Genomic DNA, 19,682 nt, shown 5'->3' with positions numbered 1-19,682 from the left:
TATATGCACGATTGCTAGACACGCCGCGGTGCTCTGCGGCGTTCACCATGTCCCACCCATTGGTACATGACTGTACTTCTGATGCTCATGCTCACATAGCGTCACAACAATCCCTCACCCAACTACTTTGAAATCGCCCTGGTGGCGAAGTGTGTCGATCGCTTCTTCTGTGCCGATTCATCGCTCTCCGCTACGCTGTGCACACGATTAGCGATAGGTGCACACATCGCATAATGTCTGCCCACGATGCCCGCCCTGCCCACCGGGCCGGCGGCCACTAAGGCCCCGTAACGACTTCGGTTCGGGCTGCGGCTTGTCCAGCCCATCCGAGGACGGGGGCTTAGAGGAGTTCCGGCTATCGGACGCCACCTGCGCCTCAAGTTCAGCGATCCGCGCGTTCGCCTGCTCCAGCATCGACATCGCCCACCAGCCGTGCCTCCAACTCCCCGGCGCCCACCACGACCACGGTGCCGGTCCAAAGGGGCGAGCGCGTCCGGCGGAGGCCTCGAGGCGTCGCCGGCGCGTTCCTCCCCGGACTGGGCTCGGAGCAGGATCGGCGCGGCGCGGTCAGCCGTTCTGCCGGGCGAAGCGCCGGAGCACGTCCACGATCGGGATGAAGGGGTGGGCGTCCCGGTCGGGGGGCTCGTCGAACATCCGGTTGTGGGTGATGGCGACGGCCAACCCGCTGTCCAGGTCGGCCCAGGCGTTGCTGCTGCCGGCCCCCGGATGACCCAGGATCGAGGTCGAGCCGGCGTAGAGGGCGTTGGCGGGCGGTGACTGGCCCCCGACGTAGTAGCCGCCGAGCCCGAGCATCCGGGGCACGCCGCTGACCAGGTCCGGCTTGTCGGCGTCCGGCCGCGGTTCCAGCAGGGAGCGGAGCCGGCCCTCCGAGAGCATCCGAACGTCCCCGAGCCGCCCGCCGCACGCGATCATGGCGTACAGGCGGGCGGCCGACCTCGCGTTCATGATGCCGCCCGCGCCCGGGATCTGGGCCCGCCAGACCTCGGGTCGGCTGAAGACCTCGGCGGTCGGGGCCGCGGCGGGTGGCATGGCCTGCTGCTGCAGGGGAGTTCGTCCGGCACCGGACGTCCTGCCGAAGGCCGTGTCGTCGACGAGTTCCGCGACCCGTCCGTCCTCCTTCTCCGGCAGCCCGATGAACAGGTCCTCGATCCCGAGCGGGGCGCACAACTCGTCCTGCACGAACTGTCCGAAGGAGCGGTGGTCGGAGTCGGTGCGGCACACGATCTCCCCGACGAGCCAGCCCCAGTTGATGGAGTGGTAGCAGTTCACCTCACCGGGCGGGAACAGCGGGGTCTCGGCGGCGAGCGCGGTGACCATCCAGTCCCAGTCCGCCATGCGCTCGGTCGTCACGTCGGCGGGCATCTGGGGAGCGCCGGAGCGGTGCGCGAGCACGTCGCGGACCGTGGTCCGGTCCTTGCCGTTCTGGCCGTATTCCGGCCAGTACCGGACGACGGGTGCGTCGTAGTCCACCAGGCCACGTTCGGCCTGCAGGTGCAGCGCGGTGGCGGTGACCCCCTTCGTCACGGAGAACACGGGGAACAGTGTCGAACCGTCGACGGGCACGTCGCCGGCCTTGTCCGCGCTGCCGGCCCAGGCGTCGACCACCAGCTCCCCCCGCAGGTAGGCCGTCACCTGCAGACCCACCTCGCCGCGCTCGCGGGCCAGGTCCAGGGCGGCATCGATCTCACCGTCGAGGTCGGTGACCGTCTTCTCGACGTTCTCGCTGTTCGTCATCATCACGTCCTGTCGTTCGCGGTGCCCGTCTGACCTCGGCCGCCCGATGGCACTCGGATGCGGTCTCCGGGCCGCAACCAAGGGCGATCCAGGTTATTCCTAATAAGATTCGCCTACGCTACGCCCGGGTGGCGATGTTGACAAGAAGCCTGCTGGTGGAGGTGTCAGTCGGTTGCATCTGCGTCGTGTGAGGCGCCTGCTCTTCTTCGGAGCCGCCGAAGATGATAAGAATAATCGACGCCGATGTGAGCTGAACCTCCCGGAGAAGCGAGGAATCATGCCCCGGATCGAGCCGCTGCCCGAGGAGAAGGTCGCCCCTGATCTACTGGCGGAGATGACGCGCCTGGTCGAGACCGGACAGCTCGGTTCCGGCAACACGGCCTGGCCCCGCATCATCGCCCACCATCCCGACCGGGGTGTCGTCCGGCACCGCCTCAGCGTGATCGCCAAGAACGGCACCGACGGGGGAGGGACCCTGGGGACCCGGCTCCGGGAACTACTGCGGCTGGCGAACGCCCAGCTCGTCGGGTGCGACGCCTGCTCCCGGGCGCGCTACGACTCGGAGCTGGGCGAGGAGGACATCGCGTGCGCAGTGGTGGGCGCCGGCGAGGAGCTGAGCGAACGGGAGCGCCTTGCGTTGGCGTTCCAGCGGAAGCTGCACCTGGACCACTGGTCCATCGACAGCGGGACCTACCGTGAGCTCGCAACCGTGTTCACCACTGCCGAGATCGTCGAGCTGGCCGACACCATCACGGCGATCATGGGGCCGGGGAGGTGGCTGCACACCCTCGACATGCTCGGCTCCGAGGAGCCGGTGGTCCCGTGGTCGCACACCCCGGAGGCCCGCCCGCAGGACGGCCGTGAGCTGACAGGCGGGAGCTGAGGTCCGCTGCCCCGATGTCCGCCGGCCGGCGGTCTTCGTCGTGCAGCGTCGCCACCCGACCCCGGGCCCGGTGCAGCCGTGGTCAGGCCGGCGCGCACCACGGGTCGGGCCCCGAACGAGTGCGAGTCTCCGGCCGCCCCGCGGCCGGGCCCTGCACGGCGATGACGGGGAGGACTGTGACATGCGCCAGGTACCCGATCCCGGAGCCGATCCCGAGCTCGCCCGTTGGGAGCCGCCGACCTACACGGTCGACACGAACGGCAAAGTGGTCTGCGGCACTCCGGGACCGATCCACAACTGAGGGCGCTGGGGCGACTCCGACCAGCGGGGGACGACGAACCTGCTGACCGCGGAGCGCCCTGTCGAGGCCGCCACGCTGGTGCGCACGGGAAAGCACTTCGCGCTCGGTCTCCCGATCGGCGGACTCGCCGCGCCGGGCCACCGCGGGAGCTGTGGCCGGCCAGGTAGCATGCCCGGGACGGCGGGTGCGTACCCGCCGTCCCGTTCGCGCCGCGGGCTCAGAGCAGGAAGAAGTCGGCGTCGACCTTGATCTCCTCACCGGTGGTGTAGCGAGTCTTGTCCGAGACGAGGAACATGACCGCCTCGGTGATGTCGGTCGGCTCGAGCATCCGCACGTCGAGCAGGTTGCGGGACTTGGCGATCCAGCTCTCCTCGCCGGTCGTGCCCGCCGCGGCGTCGGCCGCCCGCCATCGTCTCCGTGGTGGCTTCATCGTCATGCCGGACGCGATGCCCGTGGGGTGGACCATATTGACCCGGATCCAGTGCTCGGCCAGCGCGAGGGCATACACCTTCATCAGCCCGACCGCGCCGTGCTCGCCCGCCATGTAGGCCAACCGCCCGTCGCGGGAGCCGACCGGCCGGGTGGCCGCGGTGGAGCCGTTCATGACGATGGAACCGCCGCGCCCGCCCGCGACGAGATGCGGGATCGGCGACTCTATCAGGTGGTATCAGCCCGAGAGGTTGATCTGGGCGACCGTCTCGGCCGGATCCGCCGGGGTGGCGTCCGGGTACCCCATCGACTCGATGTCCCGGCAGATGTCCAGGGCGACGATGTCCGCGCCCTCCCCGGCCGGCCGCACGGCGTGCGACAGGGCAGGCCGCACGGCGTGCGACCTGCCCTGTCCCCGCGCTGTCCACTGATCAGCGCGACCTTGTTCTCGTGTGCGCCCAGCTCAGTCATCCCCCGGCGTGTTCAGGGGCGGCAGGCCCCGGGGCGTGCGTCCGCCGGCCTTCACGACGCAGGGCGGTCGGCCTCGGACTGCAGGTGCTTCTCCAACAGCTCGTCGACATCGGCCCAGACCACCGGTGCGTCGAGCCGGTGCGGATCGGCGGTGTCGATCTCCTCGTAGGCACTGATCATCCGGCTCATGCGTTGGCTCGCCGACCAGGAGTCGCCCTGCTCGATCGCCTCGGCGATGTGCTGCTTCTCGATCGCGATCCGCTTGCGGACGCGGGGGTCGTGCTCCCACCCGATGGCCTGCGACATCCACGAGAGCGCGGGCACGATCGCTGCCAGCAGCAGGTTGTCCGACGCCGCGGCGACCAGGTCGTGGAAGCGTCGGTTGTTCAGGTGGAAGGCGGCCGAGTCGTGTCGGTCGGTGAGCAGGTCCTCGGTACAGCGGAGGAGCGCGTCGACCTGCTCCGGAGTGCGCCGCTGCGCGGCGAGTGCCGTCATCGTGGGCTCGATGGCCGCGCGGGCCTCGAGGATGGTGCGCAGGGTGCCGTGACCGGACTGCAGGGTCATCGCGAGCACGCCGGCCAGCTGGGCCGGTTGTGGCAGGGCCATGATCGCGCCGCCGCCCGCCCCGCGGCGCATCTCCACCGCCCCCTGCGCCTCGAGCAGGCGCAGGGCCTCCCGCAGTGATCCGCGCGCCACGCCGTAGCGCTCGAGCAGCCACGACTCCGCGCCGAGGTGGTCACCGGGGACCAACCCCCGCTCGGCGGCCTCCCGCATTAAACTTCTGGCGATTTCCGAAGCGACCTTCGTCTGCGCCACGTCCTGCCGTCCTTCCGTAATGTGGTGACATTAGCGCGTCGTGGCCCGTTTGGACCCGAATGGCCCTGCGGTCGCGGTCGCGCCCGCAGGTGCATCTCGGTGGGGTGGGGGGAGCCGACTCAGGGACGCTCGTCGATCACGCGGTTGGCCTTGTACGCGGCTCGGGGGAGCGACCCCACCTCGACGGGCGTGACCTCGATCGGTACGCCGGTGCGCGCCCGGAGGCGGTCGACGAGCCCGTCCTCGGGGGCCTCGACCCGGACCTCGAGGGAGTCCTGCGCGTCCGCGGTGCGGACCACGACGAACTCCTGCGCCTCGTCCATCTCCGACCACACGTCGATCGGCATGACCCACTTGCCCTGTACCGTAACGACGTCCTGCATCCGGCCCTCCCAGAAGGCGCGGACGTGGGTCTCGCCGCACGGGCAGGCCGACCGGTCCAGACGGATCACCTCGTTGAGGTCGAAGCGCAGCATGGGGTTGTCCCGGCCGAGCGAGGTGCAGAGGAACTTCCCGCGCTGTCCGTCGGGGACCGGCTCGCCGGTGACGTCGTCGACCGCCTCCACGATGGCGTAGTCCTCGGCCACGTGGGCACCGCGGAAGTCCTCGGGGCTGCAGCTGCCGCCCAGGGTTCCGATGCACTCGAGGCCGGCGCTGATCGCCGAGTACTGACGCATGGGCGTGACGGCGGCGACCTCCGGCAGCCTGCCCGACCAGCCGATCCGCTCGGCCACCTCACGGATCCGCGCGGCACCGGCGGGAAGGGTGTGCCAGTGGTCGATGGGGATGTGCTCGATGGTCCGCAGCGCCCGCTCGACGGCGGCGTCGTCCTCCGGCGGGCCGATCGAGACCGGCAGGCAGCCCATCTTCTCGGCGGCACCCGCGACCTGCGACTGGCCGCCGTTGAGGTAGCCGGGGTGCGCGTTGGCGATCACGTGGCCCGGGCGGACCCCCTCGCGCCAGTAGCGGCGCGCCGCGATCTCGTAGTCGATGTGCAGGTCGTGGTCGGTCCAGACCGTCACCGTGGGGCGGCCGGTCGTCCCGGACGAGGTGGCCAGGCGGACCGCGCCGGCGAGGCCGACGACGCGGTAGTCCCCGATCGGCGGGTGCTCGGCCTCGTTCGCGCGCAGGTCCTCCTTGCGGAAGGTGGGGAGGGCCCGCACGTCGTCGACCGAGACGACGTCGGACGGGGAGACGCCGTGGTCGCGCATGCGCCGGTAGAAGAAGCCGCCGGCCTTGTAGGCGCGTTCGACCGCCTCGCGGAGCCGTTCGCCCTGCAGGGTCCGGAGCTGCTCCGGCGGCATCGTCTGCACCTGGGGATGCAGGAACGGTCGATCGGAGTCGTGGGACAACGCGGTCCTTCCTCTGCTGGGACGATCGGGTGCTAGTCGAGCACGGACCGGTCGGCGGCGATCTCGTGGCGGGCCATGGCCTCGAAGTAGCCGGGGAACGCGCCCCCGACCTTCTCCAGGCCCCGGCCCAGGCGGGCGACCATGTCGTCCGGCAGCGTCCGGCCGCCGGGGCCCATCGCCTCGACGTGCCAAGCGTTGTGCGACCGGACCTCCAGGACCCGGGCCCGGGTGAGCAGCTCGGGCAGGCTGTCCGCGATGATCAGCACGCCGTGGTTGGCCAGGATCGCCATCTCCGCATCGCCCATGGCCGCGATGACCTGCTCGGCGGCCTCCTGCTGCTCGACGGTCCCGGTGTACTCGTCGACCAGGACGAGCCGGCCCGAGGCCAGCGCGCTCGACTGGTCGTACACCGGTGGCAGCCGCCGCATGGCGGACCAGGCCGTCGACCACTTCGGGTGGTTGTGCACGATCACCCGCGTCGACCGGACCCGGTGGAACGCGAAGTGCAGCTCCGTGGCCGAGTTGATCCGGTACCGGCCGGCGGTCTGCGTGCCCGACGGGTCGCACACGCAGACGTCGGACGCCCGGAGCTGGTCCCAGGGGATGAGGAACGGGTTGACCAGGAACGTGCCGTCCGGCTGCTGGTAGGTGATGTGACCGGCGAGGCCGTCGTCGTAGCCGAGCCGGCTGAGCATGCGCGCGAAGAGCGCGAACTCTTGGGCGGGTGAGAGCTCACACCCGATTCCCGGGCCGTCCAGAGGTGCGTACGACGTTTCGGGCGACCTGTCGGGCGGTGTGCTGGTCCTGGCGAGCACGGGCGATCGACCTCCGAGGGGTACGGGCTGCGGCCGGTACTCGCCGAGATCTCGGCGTGCCGCATCGCACATGAATATTATCATGTTCAGCCGATCGGAGCCACGGTCCGGGGCGCTCAGCCGCTCGCCGGCTGCCGCCAGAACACGCTCGACGGCCGCGCCGGCCCTGGCCTGCAGCCGCGGGTGTCGGAAACCGAGGGAGCCGAACCAGCCGGCTGTCCCTTCCAGGCTTCGGGCGTGCTTGACGCCGTGGGCGACCATCGTGCCGCCGACGGCCGCACGCAGCAGGAGCGCCGCCACCTCCCGGCCGACCCGGCCCCGTCTCGTTCGATCTCCGGATCTCGTGAGTCTTCTTCTTCTCCGCGGCGGCCACGCCGCACGTCGTGTCGGGCATGAACAGTGTCGGTCCAGGACACGGTCGCCACAGGACGCGGGCGGCTAACGTCCGCTCCACTGGGGCGGACGCTTCTCGAGGAAGGCCCGTACACCCTCGTGCCGGTCCGCCGACGCCAGCACGCGCTGGTTGACCTCGTCGGACAGCGCCCAGTTCCGCTCGTCGGCGGCCCCCGCGATCTCCCGCGCGGCCCGCAGGGTCTCCTGCACGGCCACCGGGGCGTTCGCGGCGATCTGCGCGGCGAGCCCGAGGGCCGCGGACTCGGCGCCGCCGTCGTCGACGACCTCGCTGAGCATCCCGAGCTCGTAGGCGCGCTGCGCGCCGAGCGGACGGCCGGTCAGGAGCAGGTCCCTGGCGACGGGGGCCGGTAGCTGCTGGACGGCGCGGAACAGGGCACCGGCGTTGGCCACGACCCCGCGCGTGACCTCGGGCAGGCCGAACCGAGCGGAGCGCCCGGCAACCACGAGGTCGCACGACAGGACGATCTCGAACCCGCCGCCGAGCGCCGGGCCCTCGACGGCGGCGACCAGCGGGGTGAACCTCCGGCGCCGGACGACGCCGAAGGGGCCGCCGCGGGGAGTGGGGTCGCCGGCTCCGCCGGTGAGGTCGGTGCCGGCGCAGAAGGCCTGCGGGCCACCGCTGAGGACGCCGCACCGCAGGTCGGGGTCGTCGTCGAGCTCGTTGAGCGCCGCGTCCAGGGCGGTGGTCATCGCCGCGTCGACCGCGTTGCGCTTGGCGGGGCGCTCCATGCGGATGAGCAGCACGTGACCGTGGCGCTCGGTGGCGACACGGTGCTCGTGGCCGCCGGGTGCGCTCACCGTCCCCATCGGACCGCCGCCCGATCTCCCGTCGAGGGAGCGAAGAAAATGCTCATAATCTGATAAGATACATGCTGTAGGGCTGACGCCGGAGGTTTCCATGACCCGTTCCGACCCCGCATCCCGGCGCGCCCGCTTCGGGCTCGAGAAGCTGCCGTACTGGCAGCAGGAGCGGCGCGTGCAGGATCTCCTCGATCTCACGGGTGTGCGGGTCGCGGTCACGGGTGGCGGGGGCGCGAACCTGGGACAGGCCATCGTCCATCGTTTCGCCGGGTCGGGAGCGGACGTGGCGGTGATCGACCGGGACGGTCCGCTCGCCGCAGGTGTCGCCGAGGCGGCGGCGGCGCGGTGGGGAGCGCGCGTCCGCCCGTTCACCGCGGATCTGACCCGGGCGGCGGAGTGCCGGCGGGTCGTCGACGAGGTGCGTGCGGAGTTCGGCGAGATCGATGTCTGGGTGAACAACGTCGGCGGCGGGGCCGGGGGCTTCGCGGCGATGACGGTGGACGACATCGACCGCGTCGTCGGCACGACGTTCTTCTGCACGCTCTACAGCACGAACGCGGTGCTGCCGGGGATGCTCGAGCGGGGCCGCGGAACGATCGTCAACATCTCGTCCGAGGGCAGCCTCATGGCGAACCCCCACATCACGCTCTACAACGCCTGCAAGGCCGGGGTCGACGGATTCACCCGTAATCTCGCCTCCGAGGTCGGCCCGCGTGGAGTCCGCGTCGTCGGGGTGCGGCCGGGGATGATGATGGGCCAGTCGCTCGTGGCCTCCCTGCAGGACCCGGAGCGCTACGCGGACCGGCTCGCCTCGATGAGCGACGCGATCGACCGGATCACGGTCGGCCGCGCGTGTCTGCCCGAGGAGGTCGCGAACATGGTGGTCTTCCTCGTCTCTCCCGCTGGGGAGCACGTGCACGGCACGTCGGTCAGCGTCGGCGGCGGCATGTCAGCCTGAGCCGGCGTGGAGACGGGGGCGGGGCCCGGCGCGACCTCGTACTGAGTGGTCCTGAGTACTCCTTGGAGGCACTGTGGAAGAGCACTATCTCCTGATCTCGACCGACTCGCACGTCGGTCCGTCCGTCGCCCGGCAGCTGCGTGCGTACTGCGACCAGCGACACCTCGAGGCGTTCGACGAGGACGTCCGGTCCACGCAGACGCACTACTCGAAGGCGCACGCCGCCGAGATCAACTCCAACGACCCGCTCGGTGGTGCGATCCAGGGCGGTACGACGGTGGCCGCCGTCGCGCTGGCCTCCGGCACCAACACCGCGGCGATGAAGCAGCGCTGGGCCGACGCGGCTGCGGTGGAGGGGTTGCAGGACCCGCACGCGCGCCTGCGGGACATGGACGCCGAGGGCGTCGCGGTCGACATCATCTTCGCCGGTGGGCAGAACGACGAGATGCTGCCGTTCGACACGCACCCGGATCCGGAGATGCGGGCCGTCGGGGCGGAGATCTTCAACCGCTGGATGGCCGACTTCTGCTCGGCGGACCCGCTGCGGCTCAAGGGCGTCGCCCAGATCTCGCTCCACGACATCGACGCCGCCGTCGAGGCGGTGCGCAAGGCCAAGGACGAGGGTTTCTGCAGCATCAACTTCCCGTCCCCGCGGCGGGACCTGCTTCCCTATACCGAGGAGGCCTACGAGCCGTTCTGGCGGGTGTGCACCGAGCTGGAGATGCCGCTGAACACCCACGGAGGCGGTGGTGAGCGCGGCTACTGGAGCGGGAAGGGCGCCCGGTGGTGCTCGCGGGCGGAGGGCCAGTTCATGGCCCGCCGGGCACTGTGGGGGCTCATCTTCGGCGGGGTGTTCGAACGACACCCGGGGCTGAAGCTGGTGCTGACCGAGCAGATGTCGAGTTGGGTCCCGCACACCATGCGTCAGCTCGACGGGATCTACGACGACAACCTGGCCGCCTTCTGCGGTTTCCAGGACGAGCTGCCGTTGCGGCCGAGCGAGTACTGGGCGCGTCAGGTCTTCGTGGGCAACAGCTTCATGTCCCGTCCCGAGGCGCTCATGCGCAACGAGATCGGCCTGTCGAACATCATGTACGGCACGGACTACCCGCACGCGGAGAGCGTCTACCCGCTGACCCGGCTCGCGATGCGCCAGGCCTTCCACGGGCTGCCGCCGCCGGAGGTGGCGATGATCCTGGGGGAGAACGCCGCCCGCTGCTTCGGGTTCGACGTCGAGGCCCTGCGGCCGGTGGCCGACCGCATCGGCCCGACGGTGGCCGAGATCGACGTGCCGCCTACGGAGCAGGAGCTCGCCGAGGACGTCCCGCCGTTCTGCCTGGCCTTCCGCCGGTACTGACCCCGGGCGTGGCGGGCGGTGGTGGGGACCCGCCCCTGCCCGCCACGCGAGGCCGACGGTTCCGCCCACCTGATAAATCTGATAAGAATAGAGCGATCAAGGTCGGTCCACTGCCGGGCCGCGGATCGGGGAGTGCGCGTGCTGCAGGATGCCCGAATCGACGAGGCGCTCGTGACGGCGGCGGCCGGGTACGGCGAGCGTGGTCTGCAGGTCGCGGCGTACATCGGATCCGAGCTCGTCATCGACGCCTGGACGGGGGAGGCGGACTCCGCGGGCAGACCGGTCACGGGCGACACCTTGTTCCCCGTGTTCTCGGTGTCGAAGGCGATCACGTCCCTCGCGCTGCACCTGCAGGCCGAGCGGGGCCTGGTCGACTACGAGTCGCCGGTCGCCCGCTACTGGCCGGAGTTCGGGAGCTACGGCAAGGCCGACATCCTCGTCCGACACGTCCTGAGCCACCAGTCGGGTGTGCCGCAGATGCCCGAGGGGGTCACTCCGGAGCTCCTGGGGGACTGGGAGTGGATGACCACGCGCATCGCCGAGTTCACCCCGCTCTTCGCCCCGGGTGCCTCGAGCGCCTACCAGTCGCTCGTGTTCGGGTGGATCGTCGGCGAGGTCGTCCGGCGCACCGACCCGTCCGGCCGGGGCTTCGGCGAGTTCGTCCGCGACGAGCTGTGCGCGCCGTTGGGGATCGAGGACCTGTTCTTCGGAGTACCGGAGGACCGGCTGTCCGACGTCGCCGAGCTGACCTCGATCCTGTCCCGCGAGCGGGCCCCCGGTGAGACGCGCGCCAGCCTGCTCGCCAAGCCCGACGCCGTCGCGCCGGATGCGCACGTGCACAACCTCGACGTCGTGAAGAAGGCGTGCTACCCCGGTGCCGGTGGGATCCTGTCCGCCCGCGCGGTGGCCCGGTTGGGGGCGATGGTGGCGAACGGCGGTGAGCTCGACGGAGTTCGTCTGCTGTCGGAGTCCCGGGTGCGGCGCCTGCTCACCCCCCGGCCGAACGGCGACGCCCTCGACGAGGTGCTCTTCGGAGGCGGCCGGGTCGCGGCCCCCATCGGTACCGGCGGCTTCTGGCTCGGCGCCGGCACGCCCCTGGGCGACCAGCCGGCTCTGCTGCGCCACGGCGGCTCGGGAGGCAGCCTGTTCGCGATCGACCTGGACCGCCGGCTGTCGGTGATGATCTGCCACAACCGGATGTTCGAGGGCTACGACCCGACCTCGGACGACCATCCCTTCGCCGCGCTGGGACGCGCGGTGATCGACATCGCGGACGAGCGGCTCGCCGGGGCCGAGGCCTCTCCGTCCGGCACCGCCTGAACCACGAGACCGACGAGACCACGAAGGAGACGCGCGGGATGACCCAGACTCCCTTGGCCGAGGTGCCGCTGCCGGCACCCGGGTTGCTGATCGGGACCGACCGGCTGGCGGAGTCCTCCGGTGGGTCCGCGGTGCACCGGTTCCCGGCCACCGGCGAGCCCGACCAGCCGATCCCGATGGCCGGTGCGCGGGAGATCGACTTCGCCGTGACCGCCGCGACCGCCGCCGCGGCCGAGTGGCGTGCGCTGACGCCTGACCGGCGCCGGGACGCGCTCCTGCGGCTGGCCGATGTCGTCGACCAACACGGCGACGAGCTCGTCGCGCTCTCCATCCGCGACAGCGGGTTCCCGCTCCGGATCGCCGCGCTCGGCCCGTCCCGGGCCTCCGGCGGGCTGCGGTACTACGCGGGCTGGGCCGACAAGATCGTCGGCGACGTGGTTCCGACCTGGTCCGGACCGGCCTTCGACTACGCCGTGTCGGAGCCGATCGGCGTCATCGGCTTCTTCGCCACCTGGAACACGCCGGTCTACAACCTCGGGCTGACGGTGGCACCGGCACTCGCCGCGGGCAACGCGATCATCCTCAAGCCGTCGGAGCTGGCGCCGTACGCCTACCTGCGGTTCGGCGAGCTGTGCCTCGAAGCCGGCCTGCCACCGGGACTGGTCAACGTGGTGCCCGGGGGTGCGGAGGCCGGGACGGCGCTGGTGGAGCACCCGGGCGTCGGCAAGGTGCACTTCACCGGCGGGGGCACGGTGGGCCGCCGCGTCGCAGCGCTGGCGGCCGAGCACCTCAAGCCGATCGACCTCGAGCTCGGCGGCAAGTCGGCCAACCTGATCTTCCCCGACGCCGACTTGGAGCGGGCCGTGGCGGTCTCCGTGGACAGCATCCATGGGGGCAGTGGGCAGACCTGCATCACGGCCGGCCGGATGATCGTCCACGAGTCCGTCGTCGACGAGGTCGTGGAGATCGCGCGCGAACAGATCGCCCGGCACGTCCTCGGCGACCCGTTCGACGCGGGGACGACGATGGGACCGGTCATCACCGAGGCCGCCCGCACCCGCATCCTCGGCATGGTCGACCGCGCCATCCGGGAGGGGGCCGAGCTGTGCGCCGGCGCCGCGGCCGCCGTCCCGGGGCCCGGCGGCGACCTCGCGGGCGGGTACTTCGTGGAGCCCACCCTGCTCGTCGGCGTGCATCCGGACAGCGAGCTGGCCCAGACCGAGGTCTACGGTCCGGTGCTGAGCGTGTCCACCTTCGGCACCGAGAGCGAGGCCGTCGCGCTGGCGAACGGCACGCCTTTCGGATTGAGCAGCTACCTCCAGACCAGGGACGTCAGCCGGGTGCACCGGATGGCCGCCCGGCTGAGCAGCGGGTCGGTTTACGTCAACGGGCGCGGGGGCATCGGCCCCGGAATGCCCTTCGGCGGGTACAAGGAGAGCGGGTACGGCCGGCTGGGCGGACGGGAGGGGCTGATGACCTTCATGCAGTCCAAGAACGTGTGGATCTCGATGGACGACGACTGAGCGCGATCACCTCCACCACGAAAGGCCGCAGGTCATGAAGTACTACCCATACGGCACCACCCCCAGCGAGACCCCCGAGTGGTTCGTCAAGGCCCTCTCGGGGACGATGATGGACGCGACCAAGATCCCGCTCTGGCACCTGGACAACTCGGTCGAGGACTTCTCGGTGCCCGCGGCCTTCTTCCTCGAGATGCCCCCGGGCTACACGCTCTTCAAGCACGGCCACCCGTGCCAGCGGTTCGAGATCGTGATCAAGGGCTCCCTGGATCTCGGGGACGGCCGCATCGCGAAGGCGGGCGACACGTTCACTGCCGACCCCTACACCCTCTACGGCCCGCACACCGCGGGGCCCGAGGGCTGCACGACGATCGAGGTCTTCAGCGCGCTGGAGGGCATGTTCCGGCTCCTCTACGAGGACGAGAACGGCGAGGTGCAGGAGGCCGACGCCCGCAAGAACGAGGTGCCGCCGTCGTACGTGCCGCTGCCGGGCGACGCCGAGGTCACGGGCGAATCGTGATGCTCTGCCACCCGCCCCTGACCGGTGACGAGATCGCCATCATCGGCCGGGGGGTCGTCGACGAGACTCGGCGGGCCGACCTGATGCAGCGGCTGGAGTTGCTGCGCGGGATCGCCGCCGACGAGCCCGGCACGCTCGCCTGGCAGTGGTACTGCGACTCGGAGGACCCGTCGGTGCTCTGGGTGTACGAACTTTACGCCGACAAGGACGCGCTCGACCGGCACCGGGAGAACGTCCTGCCCCTGCTGCCGGGGGTCGGCGAGTGCTTCAGCACGCCGATCGCGCCGCGCCGGGTCCGTCCGGTGGAGAGCCGGCCGTGACCGGAGTCAAGGAGGACATCGTGAGGGAGAACAACTGGGGCCGGTGGGGCGAGGACGACGAGCGGGGCACGCTCAACCTGCTCACCGATGATGTCGTCCTCGACGCCGCCCGGTCGTGCCGGACCGGCAAGGTCTACCGTCTCTCGCTGCCGCTGGCGCGTACGGGCGTCCCGCTGGCCGCGTACCGGGGCGGCCCGCAGCGGCTCAGCCTGCTGACCGAGCGCGACAACCTGCTCGCCGTCGCCGGTGTGCCCGACGAGGACGGCGCGTGCGAGGACGTCCTGATCCTGCCGTCGCACTCCGTCACCCACATCGACGCGCTGTGCCATGCCTACCACGAGGGGACCTTCTACAACGGTTTCCCGGCGTCGGAGTTCGAGCCGTACGCGGGCGCGAAGCGGCTCGGCATCGAGAAGCTCGCCGGGTTCGCCGGTCGGGGTGTGCTGCTCGACCTCGCCGGGTTCCTCGGCGTGCGGTGGCTGGAGAGCGACCACCTGGTCGGCGCGGCCGAACTCGCCGACTGCGCGCAGGCGCAGGGAGTCGAAATCCGTGCGGGGGATGTCGTGCTCCTGCGGACCGGGTGGCAGGACAGGTTCCTGGAGGAGGTGGCCCGCGGGGAGACCCCCGGGCACGCCCAGCCGGGCATCGGCGTTGAGGCGGCCCGCTACCTGGCCGAACGGGACATCGCCGCCCTCGGTGCCGACAACAGCGGCATCGAGCCCATCCCGTTCCCGGCCGGGCAGCCCCTCGCGGTGCACATCGAGATGCTCATCCGCCGGGGCACGCCGCTGATCGAGAACATGATGCTGCGGGAACTGGCGGCCGATGGCTGCCACGAGTTCCTGTTCGTGCTCGGTGCGCTTCCGGTCCCCGGCGCGACGGGCAGCCCCGTCAACCCCATCGCGATCGGGTGAGGCGACGGCGGGGCCGGTGCGCCGGCCCCGCCGGGCTAGCCGTCGGTGCCCTCGTGCAGGTGCTTTTCGAGCAGCTCGTCGACGTCGGCCCACGCGACCGGGCGCTCCAGCACGTCGGCGTCCGCCGTGTTGAGGTCCTCGTAGCCCATGATCATGCGTGACATCCGCTGCGACGCCCCCCAGGAGTCGCCGTCGTCGATGGCCTCGGCGATGCCCTGCTTCTCCAACGCGATCCGTTTGCGGACCCGGGGGCCGAGCTCCCAGCCGATCGCCGACGACATCCACGACAGCGCGGGGAGCATCGCCGCGATCAGCAGGTTGCCCGACGCTTCGGCGACCAGGTCGTGGAAGCGCCGGTTCAGGGCGTGGAACGTCGGGCTGTCGTGCCGGGCCTCCAACAGGCTCTTGGCGCATTCCGTCAGCGCCTGCGCCTGCTCCGGGGTCCGGCGGCGCGCGGCGAGGGCCGCCATGGATGGTTCGATCGTCGCGCGCGTCTCGAGGACGGTCCGCAAGGTGCCGCCGCCGATCTGTAGCGTCATCGCGAGGAACGAGGCGAGCTGGGTCGGCTGCGGCCGCGCCATGATGGCCCCGCCGCCTGCGCCGCGGCGCAGCTCCACGGCCCCCTGTGCCTCGAGCAGCCGGAACGCCTCACGCAGGGAGCCCCTGGCCACCCCGTAACGTTCGATGAACTCCGACTCGGCGCCCAGGTGGTCGCCCAGCTCCAGCCCGCGCTCCGCCGCTTCCCGCATCACGCGCCGAGCGATCTCGGCTGCCACCTTCGGCTGGCCCACCATGTCCTCCCTCGTCGTGTCCGGAGAGCCTAGCGCCGACCGTGTCGGATTTGGATCCGATTAACGGCATCGAGGAGGAGTCGCGCATCGCCCACGGCACGTAGGACGTCGTTCAGGTGCGTGCACGTGCTCACGCCGACGAACTCCCGCCCGACGTGCTCACGCAGCTCCGCAACGTTCCTTCCGTGCAGGCGCCCGGCGCTGGCGGCCGCCTGGGGGCACTCGGGCGCCGGCAGGACGTGCGGGACGGCGTCGATCCGGCGCAAGGTTCCGGTCCCGTCGATCCTCCCGGTGATGCTGTACTCGTGCACCGTTCGCGGTGCCGGATCGTCCAGTCTGCGCACATCGCGCATGTAGGCGGCGAGCCGGACCCCGCCGCCCGGCTCCGGGACGAGGTCGAGCCGTCGCGCCCGGCGCATCGACCACGCACCGAGCTCGGGAAGGTCGTGCCAGCCGGTCGGATCGCCGGGATCCACGAGCAGGCTGCTGGGTGGTCCGAGGACGAGTGGAGAGCCACCGGACTCCTCGGCGAGCGTCAGGAGCCGCCCGTCCGGCTGCCATCCCGCGCACACTCCCGCCGGCGGGTGGCCGCCGGCGGACGGGCCAGCGGCGGGGTGGCGGGTGCGCAAGTTGCCCGAGACCAGGACGCAGACCGGAACGTCGTCGAGCAGGAGCGCGAGCAGCCGGCCCGAGGTGGCCAGGTCGGGGGCGACGGTGGCCAGGGCCCGCCTGAATCCTGAGCGCGCCGACCGCCCGACGAGGGCCTGCAGCGGTTCCTGCCAGGAGGCCGGGCTCACCGTCAGCTCCGTCAGCGTTCCGCTGCCGGTGTCGACCACGGCCGACAGCGTCGCCTCGTCGAGCACCTCGGCGCCACCGGACGCCGTGCGCAGGTCCCTGCCCCGCCCTTCCAACCGCAGCCCGGGGCGCGGTCCGGCGGCGACGGTGATGTCGACGGTCGACGTGCGCCGTACCGAGCCGGCCGGCCGCGGCGGGCTCGGTACGCCGACGGCGACGGAGCAGTAGGCGTCGTCGGACACGCCGAGCATGGGCTCCTCCTTCGAAGGCGGTGTCCTCGCGGGCGAGCGCAGGCGGACGGGTTCGTGCGTGGCGGTCGGAGGTCGTCGGAGGCTTCGGCTCTGGTGTGTCCGATCGGTTTGAGCTGCCTCTTGTGCGTAAATGTTATCAGCTTTAGTCTGGCGCCGTACATCAGTGGCCGCGGATCTGGCGGAGCGCGGCATGACATGGACGACGGCAAGTGTGAGGACAACGATGCGAATTCAGAATACGCGGGTCGGCGCGGTCATCGCCGTGATCGTCGCCACGCTGATCCTGCTTCCCGGATGCGGGGGAGGCGCCTCATCGGGAGACGCGGACGAGGCCTCCGGTCCGCCCCAGAGCGGTGGGACCGCCACCTTCGGCGTCACCGGGGACATCAGCGGCACCTTCGACCCGGCGAAGCTCCTCTCCGTCTCCACGACGATCGCCGACGGCACCGTGGGCTACCTGCTCTACGGCAGCCTCGTCGAGACGAACCCGAACACGCAGGAAGTCGTCCCGGTGATGGCGAAGTCGCTCACCTCCGACGACGGCACCGTGTGGAACCTGGTGCTGCGCGACGGCCTGAAGTTCAGCGACGGCACGGCGTTCGACGCGGCTGCGGTCAAGCTGAACTGGGAGCGCCACGCCGATCCCGCCCTGGCCTCCGGAGCCGGTGGCGTGGCCAAGTCGTTCGCCTCGCTCGAGGTGGTGGACCCGGTGACGCTGCGCATCAAGCTCAAGAAGATCAACTTCCAGTTCCCGCGGTCGGTGGCGCTGTTCGCGGTGAACTGGATTGCCTCCCCGGCGGCGATCAAGGCCGGCACGCTCGGCGAGAAGCCGGTCGGGGCGGGCCCCTTCACGCTCAAGGAGCGGCTGCGTGACGATCACATGACCTTCGCCCGCAACCCCGCCTACTACGACGCGCCCCGCCCCTACCTGGACGAGGTCGTCCTGCGTCCGATCGGGGACGCGGCCCAGCGGCTGAACTCCGCCGCGACCGGCCAGCTCGACGCACTGGTCGGACTGACCCGCAACGACGCCGTCCAGGCCGAGAAGCAGGGGCTGAAGGTCCGGACCGTCAACATGAGCGGGGGTCACGCCCTCTACTTCAACCTCGCCAAGCCGACCTCGGGTGACGTCCGGTTCCGGCGGGCCATCCGCCTCGCCGTGGACAACGCCGACGTGCGAGAGTCGGTCGAGCAGGGCAGCGGCGAGGACACGAACGCGTTCTTCGCTCCCGGCACGGTGTTCGCCAACCCGGCCGGTGCCTGGCCCAAGCCCGACCTGGCCGCCGCGCAGAAGCTGATCGACGAGATGGCCGCCGAGCGTGGCGGCCCGATCCGCTTCAGCTTCCTGGTGAGCCAGCCCAACGAGGCGATGGGCAACGCCGTCCAGACGCAGCTGGCCGCGCTCAAGAACCTGGAGGTCGACCTGCAGGTGGTGTCCCAGTTCCTGCCCACCCAGCGGATGATCGCGGGGGACTTCGAGGTCGCGGACTTCAACAACTTCAACCTGGACCCGGAGCCGCGCATCGGGCTGCTGCTGGAGCCGGGCAACGCGCGCAATTACCTCCGCTACGACAACCCCGAGATGACCGCTGTCCTGGAGGCCGGACGGGCCACCCAGGACGTCGAGAAGCGCAAGGAGGCGTACCGGAAGTTCGACGAGATCGTCAACCGCGACGTGCCGTGGGTGGTCGTGCTGCGGTCGAACCCGAACGTCATCTGGGACAAGAACAAACTGAAGGACGTCACCGTGTTCGAGGACGGCATCGTCCACTGGGACCGGGCCTGGCGGGCCGACGCGTGACCAAGCAGCTTGCGGCGGGGCCCCGGCGGGGCCCCGCCGGGGCTGCGGCGGGGCGCCGCCGTGTCGCCGCGCTCGGACGCAAGCTGAGGTCCCGCCTTCTGCACATCGTTCCCGTCCTGCTGCTGGTGACCTTCGGCTCGATGCTGCTCGTGGACCTCACCCCGGGCGACCCGGCCGCGACGATCCTCGGTGAGAGCGCCACCCCCGAGCAGATCGCGGACCTGCGTCAGCAGCTCGGGCTCGACCGGCCGCTGCTCGTCCGCTACGGCGAGTGGATCGCCAACATCGCCCAGGGCGACTTCGGCCACTCGATCCGGTCGCAACAGCCGGTGCTCGACGCCATCGTCGAGCGCGTGCCCGTCACCCTCGAGCTGGCCATCCTCGCGCAGCTTATGGCCTTCGTCGTCGTGATCCCGCTGGCGCTCTACACCGCCTACCGGGCCGGTCGGCGGGCCGACCGCCTGGTGAACGTGGTGACGTCCGGACTGGTGTCCATGCCGCCGTTCCTGACCGCGCTGCTGCTCGTGTTCGTGTTCGCACTGACCCTGCGGGCCTTCCCGGCCACCGGCTGGGTGCGGATCGGGGACGACCCCTTCGCCAATCTGAGGTTCGCGTTCCTGCCGGCCCTCGCGCTCGCGCTGACCGAACTCGCGGTGCTCACACGGGTGCTGCGTAGCGACCTGATCGCGACCCTGCAGGAGGACTTCATCCTCTCGGCGAAGGCGAAGGGCCTGCCCACCTGGTACGTGCTCCTGCGGCACGCGCTGCGTCCCTCGTCGTTCTCGCTGGTGACGCTCGCCGGGCTGAGCCTCGGCCGGCTCATCGGCGGCGCCGTCATCGTCGAGACGTTGTTCGCGCTGCCCGGGATCGGCCAGCTCCTGGTCAACTCGATCCTGGCAAAGGACGTCGTGGTCGTGCAGGGCGTCGTGGTCTTCGTGGCCCTCGTCTACGTGGCCCTCAACGTCCTGACCGACATCTTCTACACGATCCTCGATCCGCGGACCCGAGTCACGGGAGCCTGATCGCCCATGAAGAACACCACCACCCCTCCTCCCGCCCCGGCGTCCGCCCCGGCGTCCGCCGGGGGCCCGGCACCGC

General features: G+C 70.9%; 19 protein-coding genes and 1 pseudogene. 10 read left to right on the top strand and 10 right to left on the bottom strand.

Annotated features, from left to right (window positions below; translation table 11 throughout):
* Window positions 1-231: 231 nt before the first annotated feature.
* A pseudogene (locus E1284_RS43890) lies at window positions 232-420 on the bottom strand (DUF6444 domain-containing protein); the annotation flags it as partial.
* A 147-nt stretch (window positions 421-567) separates the two neighbouring features.
* Entirely contained in the window at window positions 568-1,758 is a 1,191-nt protein-coding gene (locus E1284_RS00520) for a serine hydrolase domain-containing protein (protein ID WP_207923463.1), read from the bottom strand.
* A 274-nt stretch (window positions 1,759-2,032) separates the two neighbouring features.
* Between E1284_RS00520 and E1284_RS00515 the strand changes: the two genes are divergently transcribed.
* Window positions 2,033-2,638 carry a carboxymuconolactone decarboxylase family protein gene (locus tag E1284_RS00515; protein WP_131935886.1) on the top strand — a complete coding sequence of 202 codons (606 nt, stop codon included), beginning with the start codon at window positions 2,033-2,035 and terminating at the stop codon, window positions 2,636-2,638.
* A 518-nt stretch (window positions 2,639-3,156) separates the two neighbouring features.
* Here the strand turns inward: E1284_RS00515 and E1284_RS42335 are convergent.
* From E1284_RS42335 to E1284_RS00490, 6 genes are all read right to left on the bottom strand, one after another.
* Window positions 3,157-3,585: an SDR family oxidoreductase gene (locus E1284_RS42335; RefSeq protein WP_279433006.1), complete on the bottom strand. Its 429-nt coding sequence runs from the start codon at window positions 3,583-3,585 to the stop codon at window positions 3,157-3,159.
* 21 nt (window positions 3,586-3,606) lie between these two features.
* Window positions 3,607-3,762, bottom strand: coding sequence for a hypothetical protein (locus E1284_RS42330; protein WP_207923461.1), 156 nt, complete (start codon window positions 3,760-3,762; stop codon window positions 3,607-3,609).
* Between the two features lie 128 nt (window positions 3,763-3,890).
* The gene (locus tag E1284_RS00505) at window positions 3,891-4,655 is read right to left on the bottom strand and encodes a FadR/GntR family transcriptional regulator (protein WP_131935885.1); all 765 of its coding nucleotides are present in this window, start codon (window positions 4,653-4,655) and stop codon (window positions 3,891-3,893) included.
* A 119-nt stretch (window positions 4,656-4,774) separates the two neighbouring features.
* The gene (locus E1284_RS00500; RefSeq protein WP_131935884.1) at window positions 4,775-6,007 is read right to left on the bottom strand and encodes a phenylacetate--CoA ligase family protein; all 1,233 of its coding nucleotides are present in this window, start codon (window positions 6,005-6,007) and stop codon (window positions 4,775-4,777) included.
* A 32-nt stretch (window positions 6,008-6,039) separates the two neighbouring features.
* On the bottom strand, window positions 6,040-7,122 hold the full coding sequence (locus tag E1284_RS43550) for a class II aldolase/adducin family protein (RefSeq protein ID WP_131935883.1): 1,083 nt from the start codon (window positions 7,120-7,122) through the stop codon (window positions 6,040-6,042).
* Window positions 7,123-7,260: 138 nt separating this feature from the next.
* Window positions 7,261-8,034 (bottom strand): enoyl-CoA hydratase-related protein, encoded by a 774-nt coding sequence (locus E1284_RS00490; protein ID WP_207923460.1) that lies wholly within the window; start codon window positions 8,032-8,034, stop codon window positions 7,261-7,263.
* Between the two features lie 100 nt (window positions 8,035-8,134).
* Between E1284_RS00490 and E1284_RS00485 the strand changes: the two genes are divergently transcribed.
* The 7 genes from E1284_RS00485 (at window position 8,135) to E1284_RS00455 (ending at window position 14,946) form a co-directional block, all read left to right on the top strand.
* The gene (locus E1284_RS00485) at window positions 8,135-8,995 is read left to right on the top strand and encodes an SDR family NAD(P)-dependent oxidoreductase (protein ID WP_131935881.1); all 861 of its coding nucleotides are present in this window, start codon (window positions 8,135-8,137) and stop codon (window positions 8,993-8,995) included.
* A gap of 73 nt (window positions 8,996-9,068) precedes the next feature.
* Window positions 9,069-10,352: an amidohydrolase family protein gene (locus E1284_RS00480; protein ID WP_131935880.1), complete on the top strand. Its 1,284-nt coding sequence runs from the start codon at window positions 9,069-9,071 to the stop codon at window positions 10,350-10,352.
* Between the two features lie 138 nt (window positions 10,353-10,490).
* Entirely contained in the window at window positions 10,491-11,672 is a 1,182-nt protein-coding gene (locus E1284_RS00475; RefSeq protein WP_165965064.1) for a serine hydrolase domain-containing protein, read from the top strand.
* Window positions 11,673-11,710: 38 nt separating this feature from the next.
* The gene (locus tag E1284_RS00470; protein WP_131935878.1) at window positions 11,711-13,195 is read left to right on the top strand and encodes an aldehyde dehydrogenase family protein; all 1,485 of its coding nucleotides are present in this window, start codon (window positions 11,711-11,713) and stop codon (window positions 13,193-13,195) included.
* 34 nt (window positions 13,196-13,229) lie between these two features.
* The gene (locus E1284_RS00465; RefSeq protein ID WP_131935877.1) at window positions 13,230-13,712 is read left to right on the top strand and encodes a cupin domain-containing protein; all 483 of its coding nucleotides are present in this window, start codon (window positions 13,230-13,232) and stop codon (window positions 13,710-13,712) included.
* A complete protein-coding gene (locus tag E1284_RS00460) occupies window positions 13,712-14,032 on the top strand; it encodes a putative quinol monooxygenase (protein ID WP_243714171.1) in 321 nt (106 codons plus the stop codon). Before E1284_RS00465 ends, E1284_RS00460 begins: the two co-directional genes overlap by 1 nt.
* Window positions 14,029-14,946: a cyclase family protein gene (locus E1284_RS00455; protein WP_207923459.1), complete on the top strand. Its 918-nt coding sequence runs from the start codon at window positions 14,029-14,031 to the stop codon at window positions 14,944-14,946. Before E1284_RS00460 ends, E1284_RS00455 begins: the two co-directional genes overlap by 4 nt.
* A gap of 35 nt (window positions 14,947-14,981) precedes the next feature.
* Here the strand turns inward: E1284_RS00455 and E1284_RS00450 are convergent, their stop codons facing one another.
* Window positions 14,982-15,740, bottom strand: coding sequence for a FadR/GntR family transcriptional regulator (locus tag E1284_RS00450; protein ID WP_131935875.1), 759 nt, complete (start codon window positions 15,738-15,740; stop codon window positions 14,982-14,984).
* 26 nt (window positions 15,741-15,766) lie between these two features.
* Complete coding sequence (locus E1284_RS00445; RefSeq protein WP_165965063.1) at window positions 15,767-16,783, bottom strand: DUF2889 domain-containing protein; 1,017 nt, start codon at window positions 16,781-16,783, stop codon at window positions 15,767-15,769.
* 223 nt (window positions 16,784-17,006) lie between these two features.
* Between E1284_RS00445 and E1284_RS00440 the strand changes: the two genes are divergently transcribed.
* On the top strand, window positions 17,007-18,584 hold the full coding sequence (locus E1284_RS00440; RefSeq protein WP_131935873.1) for an ABC transporter substrate-binding protein: 1,578 nt from the start codon (window positions 17,007-17,009) through the stop codon (window positions 18,582-18,584).
* Window positions 18,581-19,606 carry an ABC transporter permease gene (locus tag E1284_RS00435; protein WP_243714167.1) on the top strand — a complete coding sequence of 342 codons (1,026 nt, stop codon included), beginning with the start codon at window positions 18,581-18,583 and terminating at the stop codon, window positions 19,604-19,606. Before E1284_RS00440 ends, E1284_RS00435 begins: the two co-directional genes overlap by 4 nt.
* Window positions 19,607-19,682: the final 76 nt, after the last annotated feature.

The organism is Actinomadura bangladeshensis, from assembly GCF_004348335.1.
In the GTDB taxonomy this organism is placed as follows: Bacteria; Actinomycetota; Actinomycetes; order Streptosporangiales; family Streptosporangiaceae; genus Spirillospora; species Spirillospora bangladeshensis.
The sequence above is the reverse complement of the archived record's forward strand: the minus strand, read 5'-3'. Positions and strand labels throughout refer to the sequence as shown.

Coding starts and splice junctions, on each gene's coding strand:
- E1284_RS00520 (WP_207923463.1), bottom strand. CDS start 1,758: ATGATGACGAACAGCGAGAACGTCGAGAAGACGGTCACCGACCTCGAC.
- E1284_RS00515 (WP_131935886.1), top strand. CDS start 2,033: ATGCCCCGGATCGAGCCGCTGCCCGAGGAGAAGGTCGCCCCTGATCTA.
- E1284_RS00485 (WP_131935881.1), top strand. CDS start 8,135: ATGACCCGTTCCGACCCCGCATCCCGGCGCGCCCGCTTCGGGCTCGAG.
- E1284_RS00470 (WP_131935878.1), top strand. CDS start 11,711: ATGACCCAGACTCCCTTGGCCGAGGTGCCGCTGCCGGCACCCGGGTTG.
- E1284_RS00465 (WP_131935877.1), top strand. CDS start 13,230: ATGAAGTACTACCCATACGGCACCACCCCCAGCGAGACCCCCGAGTGG.
- E1284_RS00460 (WP_243714171.1), top strand. CDS start 13,712: ATGCTCTGCCACCCGCCCCTGACCGGTGACGAGATCGCCATCATCGGC.
- E1284_RS00450 (WP_131935875.1), bottom strand. CDS start 15,740: ATGGTGGGCCAGCCGAAGGTGGCAGCCGAGATCGCTCGGCGCGTGATG.
- E1284_RS00445 (WP_165965063.1), bottom strand. CDS start 16,783: ATGCTCGGCGTGTCCGACGACGCCTACTGCTCCGTCGCCGTCGGCGTA.
- E1284_RS00440 (WP_131935873.1), top strand. CDS start 17,007: ATGCGAATTCAGAATACGCGGGTCGGCGCGGTCATCGCCGTGATCGTC.